Origin of the sequence: Citrobacter sp. Cb031 (assembly GCF_030336725.1) — a bacterium.
In the GTDB taxonomy this organism is placed as follows: Bacteria; Pseudomonadota; Gammaproteobacteria; order Enterobacterales; family Enterobacteriaceae; genus Citrobacter; species Citrobacter braakii.
This window is the reverse complement of the sequence record NZ_JAOWDA010000033.1, coordinates 473991-491802: the sequence shown is the minus strand read 5'-3', so window position 1 is coordinate 491802 and position 17812 is coordinate 473991. Positions and strand designations below refer to the sequence as shown.

General features: G+C 55.4%; 14 protein-coding genes. 8 read left to right on the top strand and 6 right to left on the bottom strand.

Annotation, left to right across the window (positions count from 1 at the left end; genetic code table 11):
- The first annotated feature begins 21 nt into the window (after positions 1 to 21).
- Positions 22 to 1935, top strand: coding sequence for a BglG family transcription antiterminator (locus tag OGV93_RS15970; RefSeq protein ID WP_200010217.1), 1914 nt, complete (start codon positions 22 to 24; stop codon positions 1933 to 1935).
- Between the two features lie 66 nt (positions 1936 to 2001).
- On the opposite strand, the gene OGV93_RS15965 is transcribed toward OGV93_RS15970, so the two are convergent.
- The 6 genes from OGV93_RS15965 to OGV93_RS15940 are packed head-to-tail and all read right to left on the bottom strand — an operon-like array spanning position 2002 to position 9297.
- The gene (locus OGV93_RS15965; RefSeq protein WP_016155543.1) at positions 2002 to 2394 is read right to left on the bottom strand and encodes a DUF4280 domain-containing protein; all 393 of its coding nucleotides are present in this window, start codon (positions 2392 to 2394) and stop codon (positions 2002 to 2004) included.
- Positions 2391 to 3314, bottom strand: coding sequence for a type VI secretion system protein TssA (locus OGV93_RS15960; protein ID WP_233628849.1), 924 nt, complete (start codon positions 3312 to 3314; stop codon positions 2391 to 2393). Before OGV93_RS15960 ends, OGV93_RS15965 begins: the two co-directional genes overlap by 4 nt.
- A complete protein-coding gene (locus OGV93_RS15955; protein WP_287109759.1) occupies positions 3311 to 6850 on the bottom strand; it encodes a type VI secretion system protein in 3540 nt (1179 codons plus the stop codon). Before OGV93_RS15955 ends, OGV93_RS15960 begins: the two co-directional genes overlap by 4 nt.
- Positions 6847 to 7596: a DotU family type IV/VI secretion system protein gene (locus OGV93_RS15950; protein WP_019078236.1), complete on the bottom strand. Its 750-nt coding sequence runs from the start codon at positions 7594 to 7596 to the stop codon at positions 6847 to 6849. Before OGV93_RS15950 ends, OGV93_RS15955 begins: the two co-directional genes overlap by 4 nt.
- Positions 7577 to 8914, bottom strand: coding sequence for a type VI secretion system baseplate subunit TssK (gene tssK, locus OGV93_RS15945; RefSeq protein ID WP_200084368.1), 1338 nt, complete (start codon positions 8912 to 8914; stop codon positions 7577 to 7579). Before tssK ends, OGV93_RS15950 begins: the two co-directional genes overlap by 20 nt.
- Before the next feature lie 14 nt (positions 8915 to 8928).
- Entirely contained in the window at positions 8929 to 9297 is a 369-nt protein-coding gene (locus tag OGV93_RS15940; RefSeq protein ID WP_287109757.1) for a T6SS protein Cts2N, read from the bottom strand.
- A gap of 466 nt (positions 9298 to 9763) precedes the next feature.
- Between OGV93_RS15940 and tssB the strand changes: the two genes are divergently transcribed.
- From tssB to tssH, 7 genes are read left to right on the top strand one after another with little or no spacing between them, the layout of a single operon-like run.
- Positions 9764 to 10276, top strand: a complete 513-nt coding sequence (gene tssB / locus OGV93_RS15935) for a type VI secretion system contractile sheath small subunit (protein ID WP_016155549.1) — start codon at positions 9764 to 9766, stop codon at positions 10274 to 10276.
- A 19-nt stretch (positions 10277 to 10295) separates the two neighbouring features.
- On the top strand, positions 10296 to 11777 hold the full coding sequence (gene tssC / locus OGV93_RS15930) for a type VI secretion system contractile sheath large subunit (RefSeq protein WP_016155550.1): 1482 nt from the start codon (positions 10296 to 10298) through the stop codon (positions 11775 to 11777).
- Positions 11778 to 11795: 18 nt separating this feature from the next.
- Positions 11796 to 12281, top strand: coding sequence for an Hcp family type VI secretion system effector (locus OGV93_RS15925; RefSeq protein WP_016155551.1), 486 nt, complete (start codon positions 11796 to 11798; stop codon positions 12279 to 12281).
- The gene (locus tag OGV93_RS15920) at positions 12281 to 12661 is read left to right on the top strand and encodes a GPW/gp25 family protein (protein ID WP_019078239.1); all 381 of its coding nucleotides are present in this window, start codon (positions 12281 to 12283) and stop codon (positions 12659 to 12661) included. Before OGV93_RS15925 ends, OGV93_RS15920 begins: the two co-directional genes overlap by 1 nt.
- A 19-nt stretch (positions 12662 to 12680) precedes the next feature.
- A complete protein-coding gene (gene tssF / locus OGV93_RS15915) occupies positions 12681 to 14402 on the top strand; it encodes a type VI secretion system baseplate subunit TssF (protein ID WP_287109755.1) in 1722 nt (573 codons plus the stop codon).
- On the top strand, positions 14366 to 15313 hold the full coding sequence (tssG, locus tag OGV93_RS15910; RefSeq protein ID WP_200084370.1) for a type VI secretion system baseplate subunit TssG: 948 nt from the start codon (positions 14366 to 14368) through the stop codon (positions 15311 to 15313). The genes tssF and tssG overlap by 37 nt, the downstream gene beginning before the upstream one ends.
- A complete protein-coding gene (tssH, locus tag OGV93_RS15905; RefSeq protein WP_287109754.1) occupies positions 15304 to 17811 on the top strand; it encodes a type VI secretion system ATPase TssH in 2508 nt (835 codons plus the stop codon). Before tssG ends, tssH begins: the two co-directional genes overlap by 10 nt.
- The last annotated feature ends 1 nt before the right edge of the window (position 17812 follow it).

The following is a 17812-nucleotide window of genomic DNA, read 5'->3' as shown; positions in this document are numbered from 1 at the left end:
CTGACTGATGAGGAAACTGACGTGCGATTCCCCAACCAACGTTTAGCGCAGCTGTTTGGCATGCTGCAAAACGAAGCGCTTCCACAGGACGAGCTGGCGCAGCGGTTGTCGGTTTCCACACGCACCGTACGGGCGGATATCACTGCGCTAAACGCGCTGCTCACCCAGTACGGCGCGCAGTTTGTCCTCAGCCGGGGTAACGGTTATCAACTCAAAATTGACGACCCGGCACGTTATCATGCCCTGCAAACGCAGCGGCCCGACGCGTTGCTACGCATCCCTCGCACCAGCCAGGAGCGGGTGCACTGGCTGGTGGTTCGTTTTCTGACGTCGGCCTTTTCGCTGAAGCTGGAGGATTTGGCTGATGAATGGTTTATCAGCCGCGCGACGCTGCAAAACGATATGGCTGAGGTGCGCGAGCATCTGCAACGTTATCATCTGACGCTGGAAACGCGCCCCCGTCACGGTATGAAGCTGTTTGGCAGCGAGATGGCGATCCGCGCCTGTTTGACCGATCTGCTATGGACGCTGGCACAGCAGGATCCACAGCACCCGCTAGTGACGCAAGAGGCACTAAATGCCGGGATCCCTGAACAGCTACAACCTGTTTTGCAGGATATTTTTGCCCGTTTTCACATTCGCCTGACCGATGAGGGTGAGCTGTTTTTGCGGTTGTACTGCGCGGTGGCGGTACGGCGGATTAGCGAAGGGTATCCCCTCCCGGAGTTTGCCGCAGAAGAAGCCGAGCAATCGGTGTGCCTGGCCACGCGGGAAATCGCAGCGGTATTACACCGACTGGCGGATAAACCGCTTACCGTTTCCGAAGAGAACTGGCTGCAGGTGCATATCGCCGCCCGCCAGGTACAAGAGATCGCCCCCAGCGCCATCAATGCGGATGATGACGAAGCGCTGGTCAATTACATCCTGCGGTTTATCAACAGCCAGTACAACTACAACCTGTTGAATGACAAACAGTTACATGCTGACCTTCTGACGCATATTAAGACGATGATCACCCGGGTGCGTTACCAGATAATGATCCCCAATCCGCTACTGGAAAATATTAAACAGCACTACCCGATGGCGTGGGACATGACGCTGGCCGCCGTCTCGGGATGGGGAAAATATACGCCGTACACCATCAGTGAAAATGAGATTGGCTTCCTTGTGCTGCATATTGGCGTCGGGCTGGAGCGTAGTTACAACATCGGTTACCAGAGGCAGCCGAAAGTTCTGCTGGTATGCGATGCTGGAAATGCGATGGCGCGGATGATTGAAGCGGTGCTGGCGCGTAAGTATCCGCAGATAGAAATCGTCGATACTGTGACGCTACGCGACTACGAACAGCGGGAAAGCATCAGCGAAGATTTCGTAATCTCTACCGCGCGGATTGGTGAAAAAGATAAGCCTGTGGTGATGATTGCACCGTTCCCTACCGATTATCAACTGGAGCAAATTGGCAAACTGGTGCTGGTCGACAGAACCCGTCCGTGGATGTTGAACAAATTCTTCGATGCCGCCCATTTTCGTGTGATCGACGAGCCAATGGATCAACAAACGTTGTTCAACGTTTTATGTCGCCAGTTGCAGGATGAAGGCTTTGTCGATGCGGAGTTTCTTGATTCGGTGGTTGAACGTGAGGCCATCGTCAGCACCATGCTGGGTGACAGCATTGCCCTGCCGCACGCCCTCGGTCTGCTGGCAAAGAAAACGGTGGTCTACACCATCCTCGCCCCGCGGGGTATCGCCTGGGGGGATGAAACGGCGCATGTGATCTTCCTGCTCGCCATCAGCAAAAGCGAATACGAAGAAGCGATGGCGATCTACGATATTTTCGTCACCTTCCTGCGCGAGCGCGCGATGACGCGACTCTGCGCATGCCGAAATTTCAGCGAGTTCAAAACGGTTGCAATGGAGTGTGTGAGCCGTTTTTAACGACGCTGCAACTATCTTGCTGCGTCGTCTCCTGCAACTGTTACCCTTAATTTCAAGAGGATAACATCACGCGACGACGGTCGTTAACTGCCCGGGAAAGCTAATTTGAATCAACCCACCCCAGGCGCACATTAACTGCGATTGCGCAGTAAGAGCCGGCGCATTGCCGACTATTATCGTCGGTGAACCGGGCATCCATGGCGCAATGGTGGCAGGAATGCACGGCATTGGCGTCAGCACGCCGAGCGCCGCGGCGGTTGCGGCAGCAACGGTCGGGTTGGCGATGCTGTTGCACATCCCGAACGGCAGAATGTTTACAAATGGTTTGTTATCCATAATATTCGCCATCGGCAGGCTGTTGACGATAGTTCGGCTGGTGGGCAACACGTTCAGTGTGGCGGGCGCTATGCCAAACGAGCAGTGCAGCATTGCGCCTGTACATACGGCAGGACAACTCATGGCAGTACCCCCAATTGTCTCCACAGTCGGCGAGCGGACTCATCACCAGTAATCAGTTCATTGAGCAGTTCTGGTAGTGGCGTATGTCCCCAGATATAGGCCCGCTGCAGTAGATACGGTACCGGACTGTGGGGCTCGGTACGCGCCAGATAGTCTGCCACCTGTTTAATCATCTGATACGCCTCTTCGCGGTGAAGAAACGTGGCGCCGTTGCTGACCGTTGATGCGGCTTCTTGCCCGACAGGTGGCGACTGTTCCGGCAAGGTGTTGCCCAACGCCTGCAGACAGGTCTTGATTTTTTGCTCAAGTGCCTTAAATGAAGGTGCCGATTCGGTAGGCCAACTCTGACAGACGTTGTTGAGCCGTTGGAGCCACTCCATGCTGGATGTCAGGGATAATATGGTGGCCTCGTCCGCGCCAGGCAGCGGAACGTCAGCTAATTTTCCCTGCTGCCACTGGATCAGGGAGATGTTTTCCCCATGAGCTATAAACAGCGGGGCTTCAGCGACCAGCGTGGCGTAATGTTGCGCTATCCAGCATAGTGGCGCGGCGCGATAGTCATAGTCACCTTCTTTAATTTTAGGATGTAATTGCTCCGGGTATTGCTCCAGCGCCAGGGTCACTAATTCCAGCGCATTGGGCAGGGCTGCTAAGCCGTGAACTCTAATCCATGCCTCACCCAACCAGCTCATAATGACCAGATCCTTACTGAGCGTTTTCGTCAGCACAGTGGCGATTTTGGCGACTTCATCCCAGTCGGCGCGGCGCGGCGTACTTTGCCAGACGCCGGTGGGCAGCGTTTCGTCATCCTGCTGGCGGGCGGTGACCAACTGGTCGAACTCTGGTGAATAACGGATAGAGTCCCCGCACGGATTATCCGCCTGAATGGGGGCCAGTAATGCCTCAATATGTTCCATCATTTTCCTCCTGATAATCCCTGCTCGGTAAGCGGTATCCATGGTAGCGGCGCTTTGCTTTGTGCATCTAACAACGTGACCTGCCAAAATACGGTTGACTGCAATTGCTTCTGACCATCGCCCACGGGGAGCGAAAAACGCAGCGGCAGCGGTTGCGTCGGCGCGCCACCGACGCGCTGTTGTTCAATCATCCTGAGCAGTGCCCACGCTCCCTGCCAGCGCCAACGACCAGTATCACCGCTTACCGTTACGCCTGTCTGTGACAGGCCTGGCATTGGACGCCATGCGGAATTGGCTGCCCAACGCAGACTAAAGTTCAGACTATCGCTGCTGCGCCAGTGCAGGTCAGTTGTGCCGCCGGGGTAGCTAATCGATTGTTGATTACCGACAAGCCGCCAGTCGGCAATCTGATCCGCGCCAGCCTCATGGTTGCGTGAGGTCCGCCAGATAACCCGTAACGTCACGCCTTCAGGGCTGACCAACGCCGACAGTAACGGCTGTGCCGCTGCCAGTTGTTGAATGAGTGGCGGCTGTTCGGATAGCGTTTCGGCGGGGAGTTGCGCCAGCAAAAGAGTCAGTTCACGTACCCGATCGACATCAGCATCCGGTGCGTGTGCCGCGGCGGTAAACGGGAAGCGCCCTGCAAGCCAGGTGTTGTACAGATTGAAGATCTTCTGTACCGCACCAATGCTGGCCTGTTGGCGTAACTGCTGACATTTTTGCAATGATGCGTCTGCCAGCGCGTTCAGCGACTGACCGTAAAAATCGTTACTGCTGGCGGTGCGAAACTGCGTCAGTTCACTCTGGCAGTTCTGCGCAGAGAGCGTCGGCAGCGCGGCAGCAAGGGCCGCCATCTGCATCGGCGAACTGGCAGGATCCTGTTGTTGCAGCCGCTTCATGGTCGCCAGTGAATTGCTCCAGCGAGCGATAAGCTGGTTATCCGTCGCGCTTAGCCATGGGCGCTGTTTGTCGAGCCAGTCAATATCCTGCTGATAGCGGGTTAATGCGCCAGAGATTTGTTCTGCCTGGGCGCTAGCCCATCCGATAATTTTCTGTCCGCTGGCCTGCGCCTGTTCTGTCGTCGCGTAATTGACCGCCGGAGGGGTAATCGGCGGAAGTAACGCGCCGCCGTCCTGACGCACCCGTGCAATCACCTGGGCCGCCGTTTGTTGGCGCAATGCGATGGCAAGCTGAGGACGATTAAGCTGGTTGAAGGCTTCAATGATGTAATCCGCGCTGGCGGTGCTGACATTGCTGTTATCCGGGGTTCCGGTGGCCCCTGTGTATAGCGTCTGACCTATGGCGTTTTCCACCGCCTGTCGCGCCAGCATGGTGATTTTAGGTCGCCAGATGCTGTCTGGAAACTGCTGCATAAATCGTTCAAATCCGCCATACAGCGCCAGCGCCTGCTGAAGTTGCAGGTTGCCAGGATAACCGACGGAGAGCTCGGTAGGCTGGCTTGCCCCTTGCTGCCAGAAGGGTTGGTTAAGTAAATCACGCAAGCTTTTTTGTAATGCCAGAAGATCCGGCGATACGCTGAATTGTCCTTCCGGGGATTGCTCGGTTAATGAGGAGAAGTGCAGCCTGGAGCCATCAACCTGCGCCAGAAAGCGTTGGCGCAGTAGGGTTTCGTGGCGGAGCAGTTCCTGAACCACGCTGTTGTCGATAAGCTTAAGGGTTCGTGCCTGCGTGAGCAGCTCATCCAGTGGCAGTCTGATTGGCGAATTTGTTGCGTCACGACTCAGGTTATTAATGGTCGTCAGTGTTGCTTGTAAGCGGCTGACCTGGCGGACCAGCGAGCGGACGAATAAGGGGGTAACCCCGGTGCCATTGCCAAACAGCGCCAACAGTTGTTCGAGCTGCTCTTCGTTGTTATCCAGGCTGGTATTGCCATAGTTTTGCTCCAGCCAGCGCATGGTTTCGTGAGAAAAAAGTACGCTGTTGCGCTGAGTCAGCTCGCTAGCGTCGGGTAATTTCAGACGCGAGAGATTGAGAGTGGCAAACATCTCGTTGAGCTTTTCCTGGGAGGGTAAAGAGTTGGTGTCAACGGTCACGCCCCAAACGCTGGCGCTGACGTTTGCCAACGTCTGCACAGTCGGTTGCTTCATCTGCATTAATTGTAGCAACGGCAAATAGCGCGACTCCATTTGTTTTGCCTGAGTGAGCAAGTTCTGAATTTGCCGGTAACGCTCTTCGGGTAGCAAATCGTCCTGCTCAAAGCCCCTTTCATTGTGATTTTGCAGGCAGATACTGTTGGTGGCTGGTACCAGCAGGCTAGCCAGGGTGACGTTGTTAAACGTCTCGCGCAATTTTGTATCGGTGCGGCTGAACAGCGAGCCGGGCCAGACGATGGAACGAAACTGCCACTGTGGAATGCCATTGAGAACGCGCCAGTACAGCGCGGTGGAACGCTCACCAGTGATATCGGCCCGGACGGCTGTGGCGAGGACCTGCAGACGATCGTGCAATAGTACGGCATGGGTGTGCTGGTATTGCCAACTCCAGGTCATCGCGACAAGCCAAAGAACGCAAAGGCAGCTATAGCACGCGAGAGTGATGAAATGGCGGCGTAAATTCACGCGCAGCAAACGGCGCACCGGAAGCGCGAGACCGCGCTCAGCGGTAATTTTGCTGCTCAGTAGCGACTGACAAAACTGCATCTGTGGTTTGTCATGGTCCAGCGTACGGGCAACAAACCAGATCCCGCGCAGCTGCGGTGGCTCATCGCGGGCATGACTGTTAAACAGGGCGTCAAAAGCGTCATGCAATGGTGCGGCAAGCGGCGGGAAGCTTTCTGGCAAGCGGAATAATTCCTCCGGCGTGTTGCCTCGCAGCGCGCCAAGCTCGGTGATGAACAGCCGCAGCGAAGTCCGGGTATTGTCCAGCGCATTGTCGATCCACTGCGGTTTCCAAATGGCTTCTCTGGCGACCGGAATCGTGCTGCCAATCGGACTGCGGCGAGCATCTTCCGGCAATAGCTCCAGCAGATCGGCTGTACCTTCCAGTGATTCCATGCCGCTGATGATCAGGTAAATTGGCAGACTCAGTCCGCACACCTGCTGCAACTGCTGACAGTTATGCAATAAGCTGGCGCGGACGGTATCATCGTCATGCAGCGTCTCTAATGAAAGGGTGATAATCAGTGCATCCAGTGGTCGCTGGGGGCGGCTTTTCACCAACGCAGACAGCATCTTCTGCCAGTCATTCTGACGGATTAGCCGCTTCTTCCCAACGGTTTGTAGCGTTTGCGGCAGGCACAGAAGGCTGCACTGAGGATTAAACCACCATTGCCCGAACCAGTATTCCTGGCCGTCGGTAAGTGACCAACTGCGGCACAGCAGACGGTTATCCTCTTCGTCGCCAAGCATCAGGATTCGCACGCTGTCGTAAGGATCCTGACTGGTACAGGCTCGCTGGATCTCCTTTTGCGCACGGTTGAACGTATCGTTTCGGTATTCCCATTGCCACCAGACGCACCAGAGAGTCATCGCCAACAGCACCAGGAGAATAATCAGTAGCGTAAGCCAGGGTTGCGTCACTTATCATCTCCCTGGCAGGACTGGGTTAACGGGAAATCTGGCAGCGAATTTACGCCGATGGCATCTTCAATACTTAGCCACAGTCGCTGACTCAACAGCAATAACGCTAAAAGTATAACGAGGGCGATGAGATGCAGGCGCGAATTGTCTGGCAGGCGGCGATGCGCCGGAAGGTGTAAAGGCGTCCCCAGCGCGGCCGATTCCATGCGTTCGGCAATATCGCTGAGCTGAGCGTCATGCTGAAAGGCAAAATGCCACAGCAGGCGGCAGGTTTCCTGATGATTCTGCAGGTTAAAATCGCCACGTCGGGAACCAAACCTCAGCGTCAGGCAGCGCAAATACAGCGCGGCTAAATCCCGCTTTCCTGGGTTACGCTCATTGAGCAGAGCAGTGATCTGGCGGGGGATCTGGTCCCCAGCGCTATGGGTTTGCCACAAATGATACTCCAGCGGGCAGGACTGCCACAGGGAGAGCGCGGGCCAGTCACCATAGAGTACGGACTCATCAATCAGCGCGACCAGGGCATAAACGGACGCGTCAATCTGCTGCTGAAACGGCGAACCCAGTTCGCGGGTCAGGCGTCGGTTATACTCTTCTACCACCTGACTGGCGTATACAAGGGCCTGATTATGCAACTCATCTGGCGGTAGCGGAGTGCGTTTCCAGCGTTCGAACTGCGCCAGCCAGCGGGTGTAAATCTCATCAAACAGACGGCTGGCAGGCATATCAGGATTGGCGATTGTCATGGCGATCCTCCTGACGGTAGAGCATGATCTGCTGCGGCATATCCTCTGTTTCATGCAATGGGGCAATAACCAACGGCGTCCCTTTTTCAAACCACTGGATGGTAAGGGTCAGGGTAAACAGGGCCACCTTGCCGTCGATTTCCCAGTCACTGCGCTGCTCTGCAGCCAGCGGCGTGAAAGTCATCCCGTGCATCCGCTGACGACGCAGAACAGGTACAAAGGGTTGGCTGGTGATAAGACTCATTTGTAACCACTTTTCAGCTTTGGAGGCGTTGTCTCCGGGCATCAGCAGGCCTATCACCACCTGCTCTCCCGCGTGGATATCTGTAGGGAGTTGCAGTGAAAAAGAGTTATCCAGCTTGCTGAAATTCAGCCGCTGATAGCGGCGATGAATATGCGCCAACTGGTTTTTCAGTACGGTGAAAAGAGAGGCAAATGCGGGCAGCATGTTCTGATAATCAAAGGTTGGCAGCAGGGGCAGCGTTTTATCCTGAGTCAGTATTGCCGTTTGTCCGATAAAGAGACACAGCGCGCGGTAAAGATCCTGTGGATGTGGCCGCCCGCTGCTGAGCAAGCTTTCCACCAGCGGCAACGCCCCATGGATACTATGCAGTGACAGCGTAAGCCATAGCCAGTCGTTGGTGCGTTGTCCGTGTTGCGCCAACTGCATTTCACGGCTCAGAAACAGAATTTTTTCTCTTGCCTGCAGGCAGAGTTGTCGGGTTTGGCGTGCCAGATAACTCTCTTCGTTGAAGGCGGGAGAGGGGGGAAACCACTCGCTCTGACGAAATCCACCTTCGCTATACACAACCTGCAGCAGCGGCAGACAGACGAAATCAGCGCGATCGTGCTGGCAAACCAGACGCGGTACGGGCTGCCATTGCGAAATGCTCTCGGGGAATTCACCGCTACTCAGGTCAGGTAGCGGGGCGCTGTTGACTGAGCGATAGCGGCTATTCATCAACTGCCACTGTCCGGCACGGTTTAGCGGCGGCAGCGCCAGCCAAAGGATATGTTCACTGTCTGGTACGGCAGGCAGCAAGCGGGCGCAGTCAAACTCCAGCGATAAATCGTCGCTAATGTCATAATTGACCGGCGTGCCATCGGGCATCATCGCCTCCAGGCGCAAAATACGCAGCGTTCCTGCACACAGCGCAGCCTCGTCAATCTGGAGCCGGTTGACGCCCCAGAACCACGGATTAGCGCACCCGGTGAGCGCGGCACAAAGTGTTTCATTACGCAATGCCTGCAACTGGAAATGTTGAGGTAGCATTGCCATCCCTTCATACCAGCAAACCATTGCCGGAATTGTGCTCATAGTCCCTTCCTTGTTCATGGTGCCAGGACGGCTTCATCCGTCATTAGTAACAGATGCAGTGAATCTGCTTTTTCCAGTGTTAATCGGTGTTCTCCTGCGCTGCTGTAGCGGGCAAACAGCAGAATTGCCTCTGCCTTAACGCCGTGCAGAGGGGAGCTTTTGGTCACAAAACGCGAATCCGGCACCAGCTCCAGCGACCAGACATGCAACCCGTCAGGGCTATCGCGCAGGAGTTGTGATTTGGCGTTAAACCACTGTGTCGCACTCAGCGAGTGTACGGTTGGCAGTAACGCATTATCGGCAATCGCGACAATATCCACGGCGACTGGCGTGTTATCGTTTGCATCTGCTGCGGTTTCAATGACCACATCATTAAATGCCACACGGTTTTGCCATAATGAACAACCGCTACTCAGTAAAATTAAAATACTGATTAATATTATATTGGCTGGATGGCATAGGCCGTTTGTCATATAAAGTCCTTTTATATTGTCATTAATAAGGTAATTAATGGTGGGGGTTGTTTTTTTGACTTAAATCATCATTGGATGAATCTTAAGTAATAAATTTTTTTAACATTTAAATATTCACTAAATTTATATTTTCAGTGCAAAGTATTATTTTATAATCAATTTTAATTGCAACATGTTGATTTTTATTGGTTAATTTTTTGTTAATTGATTTTTATCAAACAATTTATTTTTTTGTGTGAAAAGTAAAAAATTAAGTTGATATTTATTGGGTGTTGTGTTTTTTATATTACGGCTAGTTATTCATGAATATGACTTTTCGAATAATGGTGCGGTAAATGTCGTGCCAGGGATACTATTGCAATAAAAAGGATTAAATATGGCCGAGAGCATTCAGCATAAACTCAACCGTATTAGGCCGCCGCGCGTGCAAATAACGTATGATGTGGAAACAGGTGGCGCGATTGAGAAGAAAGAGCTTCCCTTAGTTGTTGGTATTTTAGCTGATTTATCCGGACATCCCGCATGCCCACCCGCTAAATTACGTGAGCGGCGATTTGTCGAAATTGACCGTGATAATTTTGACGATGTGCTTTCCTCCCTCTCACCTCGTCTGGCGATACAGGTTGAAAATCGTCTGGCTAATGATGGCAGCAAATTGAACGTTGAGCTGTGCTTTAACGAGTTCGATGATTTTTCTCCACTCAATATTATCAATCAGGTTAAACCCCTTCAGCGACTGTTTCTTGCCCGGCAGCGTCTGCGCGATCTGCTCACCAAACTGGATGGTAACGACGATTTGGATGCGCTGCTACAGCAGGTGGTAAACGATAACGCCGAGCTTCAGGCTTTGAGACCCATCGTTGAAGAAAAACCGGCTGAAAACGCGTAACTGAATCAGGAGAAGAACAATGGAAAATGTTCAGGAACAAGCTGAAAACGGCGGACAGACGGTCACGCTGAGCGTGCTGGATCGCATTATCCAGGAAGGGCGGATGGCGCGCGATGAGCTACAACAGACCTACGCGCGTGACATGCTGGAAGAACTGGCGACGCAAATTCTTGATGAAGGGATGGCGATAGGAAGCGATACGGTGGCGATGATCAACCATCGCATCGCGCAGATCGACGAGCTTATCAGCGGCCAGTTGAATGAGGTATTGCATCACCCGGATATGCAGAAACTGGAAGCCTCCTGGCGCGGTCTGCATCAGTTTGTGATGAATACGGAGACCAGCACCCGACTGAAATTACGTCTGCTAAACGTTTCGCGCAAAGAACTGCAGGACGATCTGGAAAAAGCGGTTGAGTTCGATCAGAGCACGTTGTTTAAGAAATTGTATGAGGATGAATACGGTACTTTTGGGGGGAATCCCTATAGCGTGCTGGTCGGTGATTTCGAGTTTGGCCGTCATCCGCAGGATGTGGCGCTACTGGAAAAACTTTCCCAGGTCGCGGCGGCCGCGCATGCGCCGTTTATCGCCGCTGCCAGTCCTCGTTTGTTTGATATGGGATCGTTTCTCGAGTTAGGTGTCCCTCGCGATCTGGCGAAGATCTTCGAAAGCACCGAGCTGATTAAATGGCGGGCATTCCGCGAAAGCGACGACTCCCGCTATGTCTCATTAGTGCTGCCGCACGTGTTGCAGCGCCTGCCTTACGGCCCGGATACGGTGCCGGTGGAAGGCGTGAACTTTATCGAGGACGTCGACGGCCTTGATGCCAGCAAATATCTGTGGGGCAATGCCGCCTGGATGCTGGCCAGTCGTATTACCGAAGCTTTTGCCTTATACGGCTGGTGTGCGGCGATCCGCGGTGCGGAAGGCGGCGGCCTGGTATCCGATCTCCCGGCGCATACGTTCTCCACGCCATCCGGCGATATCAGCCTGCGCTGCCCGACGGAAATAGCCATTACCGACAGGCGTGAGAAGGAGCTTAACGATCTGGGATTCATCGTGCTGTGTCATAAGAAGAATACCAACACCGCCGCGTTCTTTGGCGGACAGACCACCAATCAGGCAAGGATCTACAACACCCCGGAGGCCAATGCCAACGCGAGGATCTCCGCAATGCTGCCTTACATCCTCGCCGCTTCCCGTTTTGCGCATTACCTGAAGGTGATTATGCGCGACAAGGTCGGCAGCTTTATGAGCCGCGATGATGTTGAGAGTTACCTCAATAACTGGATTGCTGACTATGTGTTGCTGCGCGACAGCGCGCCACAGGAGATTAAAGCGCGTTATCCGCTGCGTGAAGCACGGGTGGACGTGAGTGATGTTCCCGGCAAACCGGGCGTTTATCGCGCCGTTGTATTCCTGCGTCCGCACTTCCAGTTAGAAGAGTTGACCACCTCAATTCGTCTGGTGGCTGAACTGCCGCCGCCAGCTGCCGCTTGATTACTAAGGAGATAGACCATGGATGCGATTTTTTTAAAGCTTGACGATATCAAAGGCGAAAGCCAGGCCGATGGCTTCAAAGATCAGATAGAGATCATGTCCTACAGCCATAACGTGGCGATGCAGGTCACTAACGACGTCAGTAATACCGAACGTACTTCCGGGCGGGCGCACGTGGGTGAAATGTCGCTGACCAAGTTTGTCGATCTCGCCACGCCGGTGCTCAATGAGTATTGCTGTAGCGGGAAGGTGATCAAAGAAGCGAAGTTGACGCTCTGTCGTAACGACAATAGCGCGATGCTGCCGTTTATTGTCTATACCCTGAGTAACGTGGTGATCTCGCACCTGAGCGTCAGCGGCGGGTCCGGCGGTAAGCCGGTAGAGACGATGTCGCTGAACTTCACCAAAATCAAATGGGAAATCACCGCCCAGAAATCGGAAGGCACCCAGCAGGGCACCAGTTCATCCGTCTGGGATATGGCGCTGAATAAGAAAGGCAGCTAATGGTGGAGCCTTTCATCCCGGTTGCGCTATTCGACAGGCTGCTGGATGAGGAGATAAGCCCACGAGAGTCGGTGTGCCGGGAGTTGAATCGATTATTCAACTCCCGAGCCCCTACGGATGATGACGCACTACCGCTGTTGCTTAGCTGGGGTGTCCCGGAATGGCACGGATGTAACGCGGGCGATGAGCGGGTGCTTAACTGGTATTGTCGCCAGCTACGCGCAGCCATTTTACGCAACGAGCCGCGGATTCAGGCGCTAACTGTCAGCGTGAAAGATGCGCATCATCAGACGCTGGCGCTGCATCTCGAGGTGATGTTGTGGCACGACGACGATCCGCTGACGCTGGATCTAACGTATCTGCACGGCAGCTGGCGATGACTATCGCAGGAGAAGATCAATGGACGATCGATTGCTGGAAGACTATTTGCAGGAGTTGAGATGGTTGCGTACCGCCAGCGGCGAGTTCGCCCGGCGGCACCCGCACGTTGCCTCTCGTCTGCGGCTGAGCGAATTTGATTGCCCGGATCCCCACGTTGAAAGGCTTTTAGAAGGTTTCGCCCTGCAAAGCGCCAAATTGCATCAGCGCCTTGATGATGGTTTTGGTGAACTGTGTGAATCGCTGCTGGAGCAGCTCTCACCTCATTCGATACGCCCTTTCCCTTCCACAGCTACCGCCAGTTTTACTGCGGATCCGCTGGCAGGTGATTTGAGTCAGGGTTACGCCCTTCCTGCCGGAACGCCGCTTTACGCGTTAACGCAAAGCGGTGAAACGATCTGGTGGCGTACCGCGCTGGCGCAAACGCTGTGGCCTATTGAGATTGACGATGTTACCTGGTGCGATGCGGCGCAGGCCCGGCAATTAACCGGGCTGACGCGGGCGCGCGGCGCATTGCGTATTCAGCTACGTTGTCTGCCGCCACATCAGTTTTCGACGTTGGCGGTTACACAGTTACGCATTCATCTCAGCGGTTCGCCGCAAATCAACGCCACGCTATTTGATTTGTTGTACGCCCATGTCATTGGGCCGCTGCGCCCACATCCCATTGGCCTGCTGAATGCCGAAAAGATTTTGCCCTGCGAACCGGGCGTAGAGTCCAGCGTGCTGGCGCTCAGTGCCTGGATGAACAGCCCGCAGGCGCTGATGTATTTCGATTTGCCGCTGCCGCCTTCGGGGGAGGGCGACGGCATGATCTTGTGCATTCCTTTCGATCGCGCTCCGCCGGGGGCGCAGCATATTCACTCGGGTGATATTCGTTTGGGGTGTGTGCCAATCGTTAACCTGTTCACCCGGACCTCTGAGCCGCTGATCGCCGGGCATATTCGCAGCGAGCATCGGCTGGTGGCCGATCATCATGATCAACATGTACAGATCTACCGTGTACAGACGCTGTGGATGAGCCGCCGTGAAGAAGCCTGGCGCGTGCCTGCATATTATTCCGCTCACGGGCATAGCGAGTCCCGCTGGTTCTGGCATGCACGACGCAACCGCCAGCAGGGCAATGCGTTGTGGTTAACGCTGGTGGACAGCCGTTTCGACCCGTTTGCGCCGGATGAAGAAGCGAGCCTGACGGCGACGCTCTGGTGCAGCAACGGTGAGCAGGCCGCACTGCTTTGTACGGGAACGCCACTAACCTTTGAAGTACCCGGCCCGGTTGCGCAGGTGCATTTACTGGGAACGCCGACCACGCCTTCAGCGCCTGCGTTGCAGCGAGATGCACGCTGGAAACTGCTCTCAACGCTTGCGCTCAACCATCTCTTATTGAACGAAGGTCAGAGCGCGCTGGACTCGCTAAAAGAACTGCTGGCCCTGTATGCCCCTTCCTCTGCGTCACCCGCTGTCTGGCAGCAGATCAATGGCATCCTCGAGATGTGTTGCCAACGGGTGAGTGAGCATCGGGGGCGGGATGCCTGGCGCGGCTGGCATAACGGTATCAAGGTGACGCTGGAACTCGATCCACAAGCCTTTACTGGAAGCAGCCGACTGCTGTTTGCGGGCGTTATTGCCCGTTTCCTGGCGCGTAATGCCACCGCAAACTGCTTTATCCACACGATATTGCAAGACGAAGGAGAGGAGCTGTCGCTATGGACAGACGTCGAACAGACCACGCTGATAGCGTAATCGCCCAGCTTAAGGCCGAGCCGTGGCGCTTCTCGCTGGAGCAGTGTGTCCGCATCCTGGAAGCGGCGGGTGAGACGCCCGAACTGCGGGGCGATCTGGGGCTGGCATTTAGCCCAGCGGAAGTCAGTTCGCTGAACGAAGACGTTGTGCAGGTGCGTAGCCTCGGGCCAGGGGGGGCGGATGGCGTATTGCCCTACGGCTGGCTGGAATGGCTACAGCAGGCGACGCAGGATAAAAACAGCGCACTGCAGGATTTTATATTTATGTTTCAACAGCGTTTTCTTCAACATCACTACCGTAGCCTGAGCCTGCATCGGCTGGCTATGCCTTACGCCAGGCGAGAAGATGCGCCAGGGCTTTCTGTAATGCGTGCGCTGTGTGGTTTCAGGCTCGACGCCATGGAAAAGTATGAATCTGCGCAGGTACAGAGTCTGCTGATGCAATGCGGCAACCTGCCTAATCGCAGGCGTTCTACGGCTGGATTTGTGGCGCTGGTCGAGGCCGTACTGAACGTCACCGTGCATGTCGAAGAGTTTGTCGGCCGCTGGCAGCCTTTGCCACAGGCATCAATAAGCCGGACGGGATGTCGGCTGGGGCGCAATAGCGTCGCCGGTCGGCGAATATGGAACCAGCATGCGGCGCTACGGGTGCATCTGCGTGCTAAAAACGCTACGCAGTGGCGCGAATTTTTACCCGGCAGTCAGGGTTTTCTCCAGCTCAGTAAGTTAGCGGAAATCTGGTTTGGCGCGGGAATAACGCTGGAATTGATGATGCGCGCAACCCTGACGCTGGATCATCGCTTAACCCGCGCTGCGCCGCCGCGTCTGGGGTATACCGCGCAACTGGCAGGGCGCAAGCCCGCCATGTTCCATTGCCAACAGCATCTTGAGGAGAACAGTAAATGGATTTGAAAGCGCTGGTAAAACGACTGAACCCCATTTGTTTTCGTGCGCTGGAACAGGCCGCCGAACGCAGCCGGGCGCAGGGACACTGGTTCGTTGAGCCGGAGCATATGCTGCTGGCTTTACTGGATGATGAACACTGTGATTTAGCGTATTGCCTGAGCAACGCGGCTATCTCCACCGATACGTTACGTGAAGAGATCCAGCGTGCTCAGGCGCAGTTCAAAGCGGGCTGTACGCGGATGCCGGTGTTTTCCGTACAACTGATAGAGCTACTGGAAGGGGCGATTTTGCAGGCGACATTCCAGCGTATTCCTCTGGTTCGTTCGGCCTTATTGCTCCTGACCTTACTCACCCGAGAACGGCTGCGTACCCAGTTGGCGCAGGGAATGCCACTGTTGTTACAGCTTCCGGCTGCGGAGCTGGAAAGCCAGTGGCAGACCTGGTGTCGCAACTCCGTTGAGGAGGCTGCAGACCCTGACAAGGGAGAATCCCCGAAGCGTGAAGGCGGGGTACTGGATCAATACACGCACGATCTGACTCGTGACGCGCGGGAAGGGCGGATCGATCCGATCATCGGGCGCGACGCGGAGATCCGCCAGTGTATCGACATCCTGCTGCGTCGCAGGCAAAACAACCCGATTCTGGTGGGTGCGCCAGGTGTGGGCAAAACCGCCGTTGCCGAAGGGCTGGCGCGACGCATTGCCGAAGCCAGCGTGCCGCCGCCGTTGCGTGATGTCGCTCTGCTGGCTCTCGATCTTGGCTTGTTGCAGGCGGGAGCGGGCGTGAAAGGCGAGTTTGAACAGCGTTTGCGCGGCGTAATCGACGCGGTAAAAAAATCCCCGCAGCCGATCGTTTTATTTATCGACGAAGCCCACACGCTGATAGGCGCGGGCGGCGCCGAGGGCGGCAGCGACGCCGCCAACCTGCTGAAACCGGCGCTGGCGCGTGGGGAACTGCGCACCATCGCCGCCACCACATGGCAGGAGTACAAAAAATATTTCGAGAAGGATCCGGCGCTGGACCGACGTTTTCAGCGTATCCAGATTGAAGAGCCGGACGAGAACAGCGCGGTGGTGATGCTGCGGGCGGTGGCCGACAAGCTCGAGGCACACCACGGCGTGCAGATCCTCGATACCGCCATCCGCGAGGCGGTGCGTCTGTCGCAGCGCTACATCTCCGGGCGCCAACTGCCGGACAAAGCCATCAGCGTGCTTGATACTGCCTGCGCCAGAGTGGCGCTGGCGCAGCATGACGTGCCGCCCCAGCTTGAGGGGATCCGTCAGCAGCAGGCGGCCATCGAAGAAGAGAGTGAACGCCTCAACCGCGAGTTGCTGGTGGGCGTCGATCATCACGACAGGCTTTGTGAACTGGAGGCGCTGGCGGAGAAACTGCACATTCAGGCGCGGGAAGTGGAAGGACGTTGGCAGGATGAGCGTCAGCGGGTCGGTGAACTGCTGGCCGCTCGTCAACGGATGTTGGATCTCAGTGCGCGGCTGGACGATGATGAGGAACTGGAGCAAGAGCTGGTGGAGTGCGCGGCGCTGATCGGCAAACTGGAAACCGCCGCTGCCCAACTGCGAGATGAGGTGCCGCTGGTGCCGGACTGCGTGGATACCGCCACGGTAGCGGCGGTGATTGGCGGCTGGACCGGTATCCCTATCGGGCAGATGCTCACCGACGAAGCCCACGCCCTGCGTACGCTGGTTGAACGGATGAGCGAGCGGGTGATGGGGCAGCAGGCGGCGCTGGAGACCATCGCCCAACGGCTGCGTGCCTATCGCAGCGGCCTGACCGATCCGCAAAAGCCGGTCGGCGTGTTCCTGCTGGTGGGGCCAACCGGTGTGGGCAAAACCGAAACCGCCTATGCGCTGGCGGATGCCCTGTACGGCGGCGAACGTAATCTGATCACCATTAATCTGTCTGAATATCAGGAGGCGCACACCGTCAGCCAGCTGAAAGGCGCGCCGCCGGGCTACGTCGGTTATGGCAGCGGCGGGGCATTAACCGAAGCGGTGCGCCGTCGACCTTATTCGGTGGTACTGCTCGACGAAATCGAAAAGGCGCACCCGGACGTGCTGGAGGCGTTCTATAACGTCTTCGACAAAGGCGTAATGGAAGACGGCACCGGGCTGATTGTTGATTTCAAAAACACGGTGATGCTGGCGACCAGTAACGTCGGCGCGGAGCTGATTCTCGACACGCCTGCGGCTGAATTAAACAGCGAGCGGTTTAACGAAGATTTGCGAGCAGAATTATTAACCCATTTTCGTCCGGCGTTTTTAGCGCGGATGACCACGGTGGCCTATCGGGCACTGGATGAAGAAATATTGAAGGGAATTGTGTTGGCTAAATTGGAAAAGTTATCACAGAGATATTTTGTGGCGACGGGGGATAAATTAAATATGGAGGATGGATTGGTGGAAAGAGTGATGGAGAAATGTAAGGGCGTGGGGGCCAGAGATGTTGAGAATCTGGTGGTTGGGGAAGTGGAGTTAATTTTGTGAT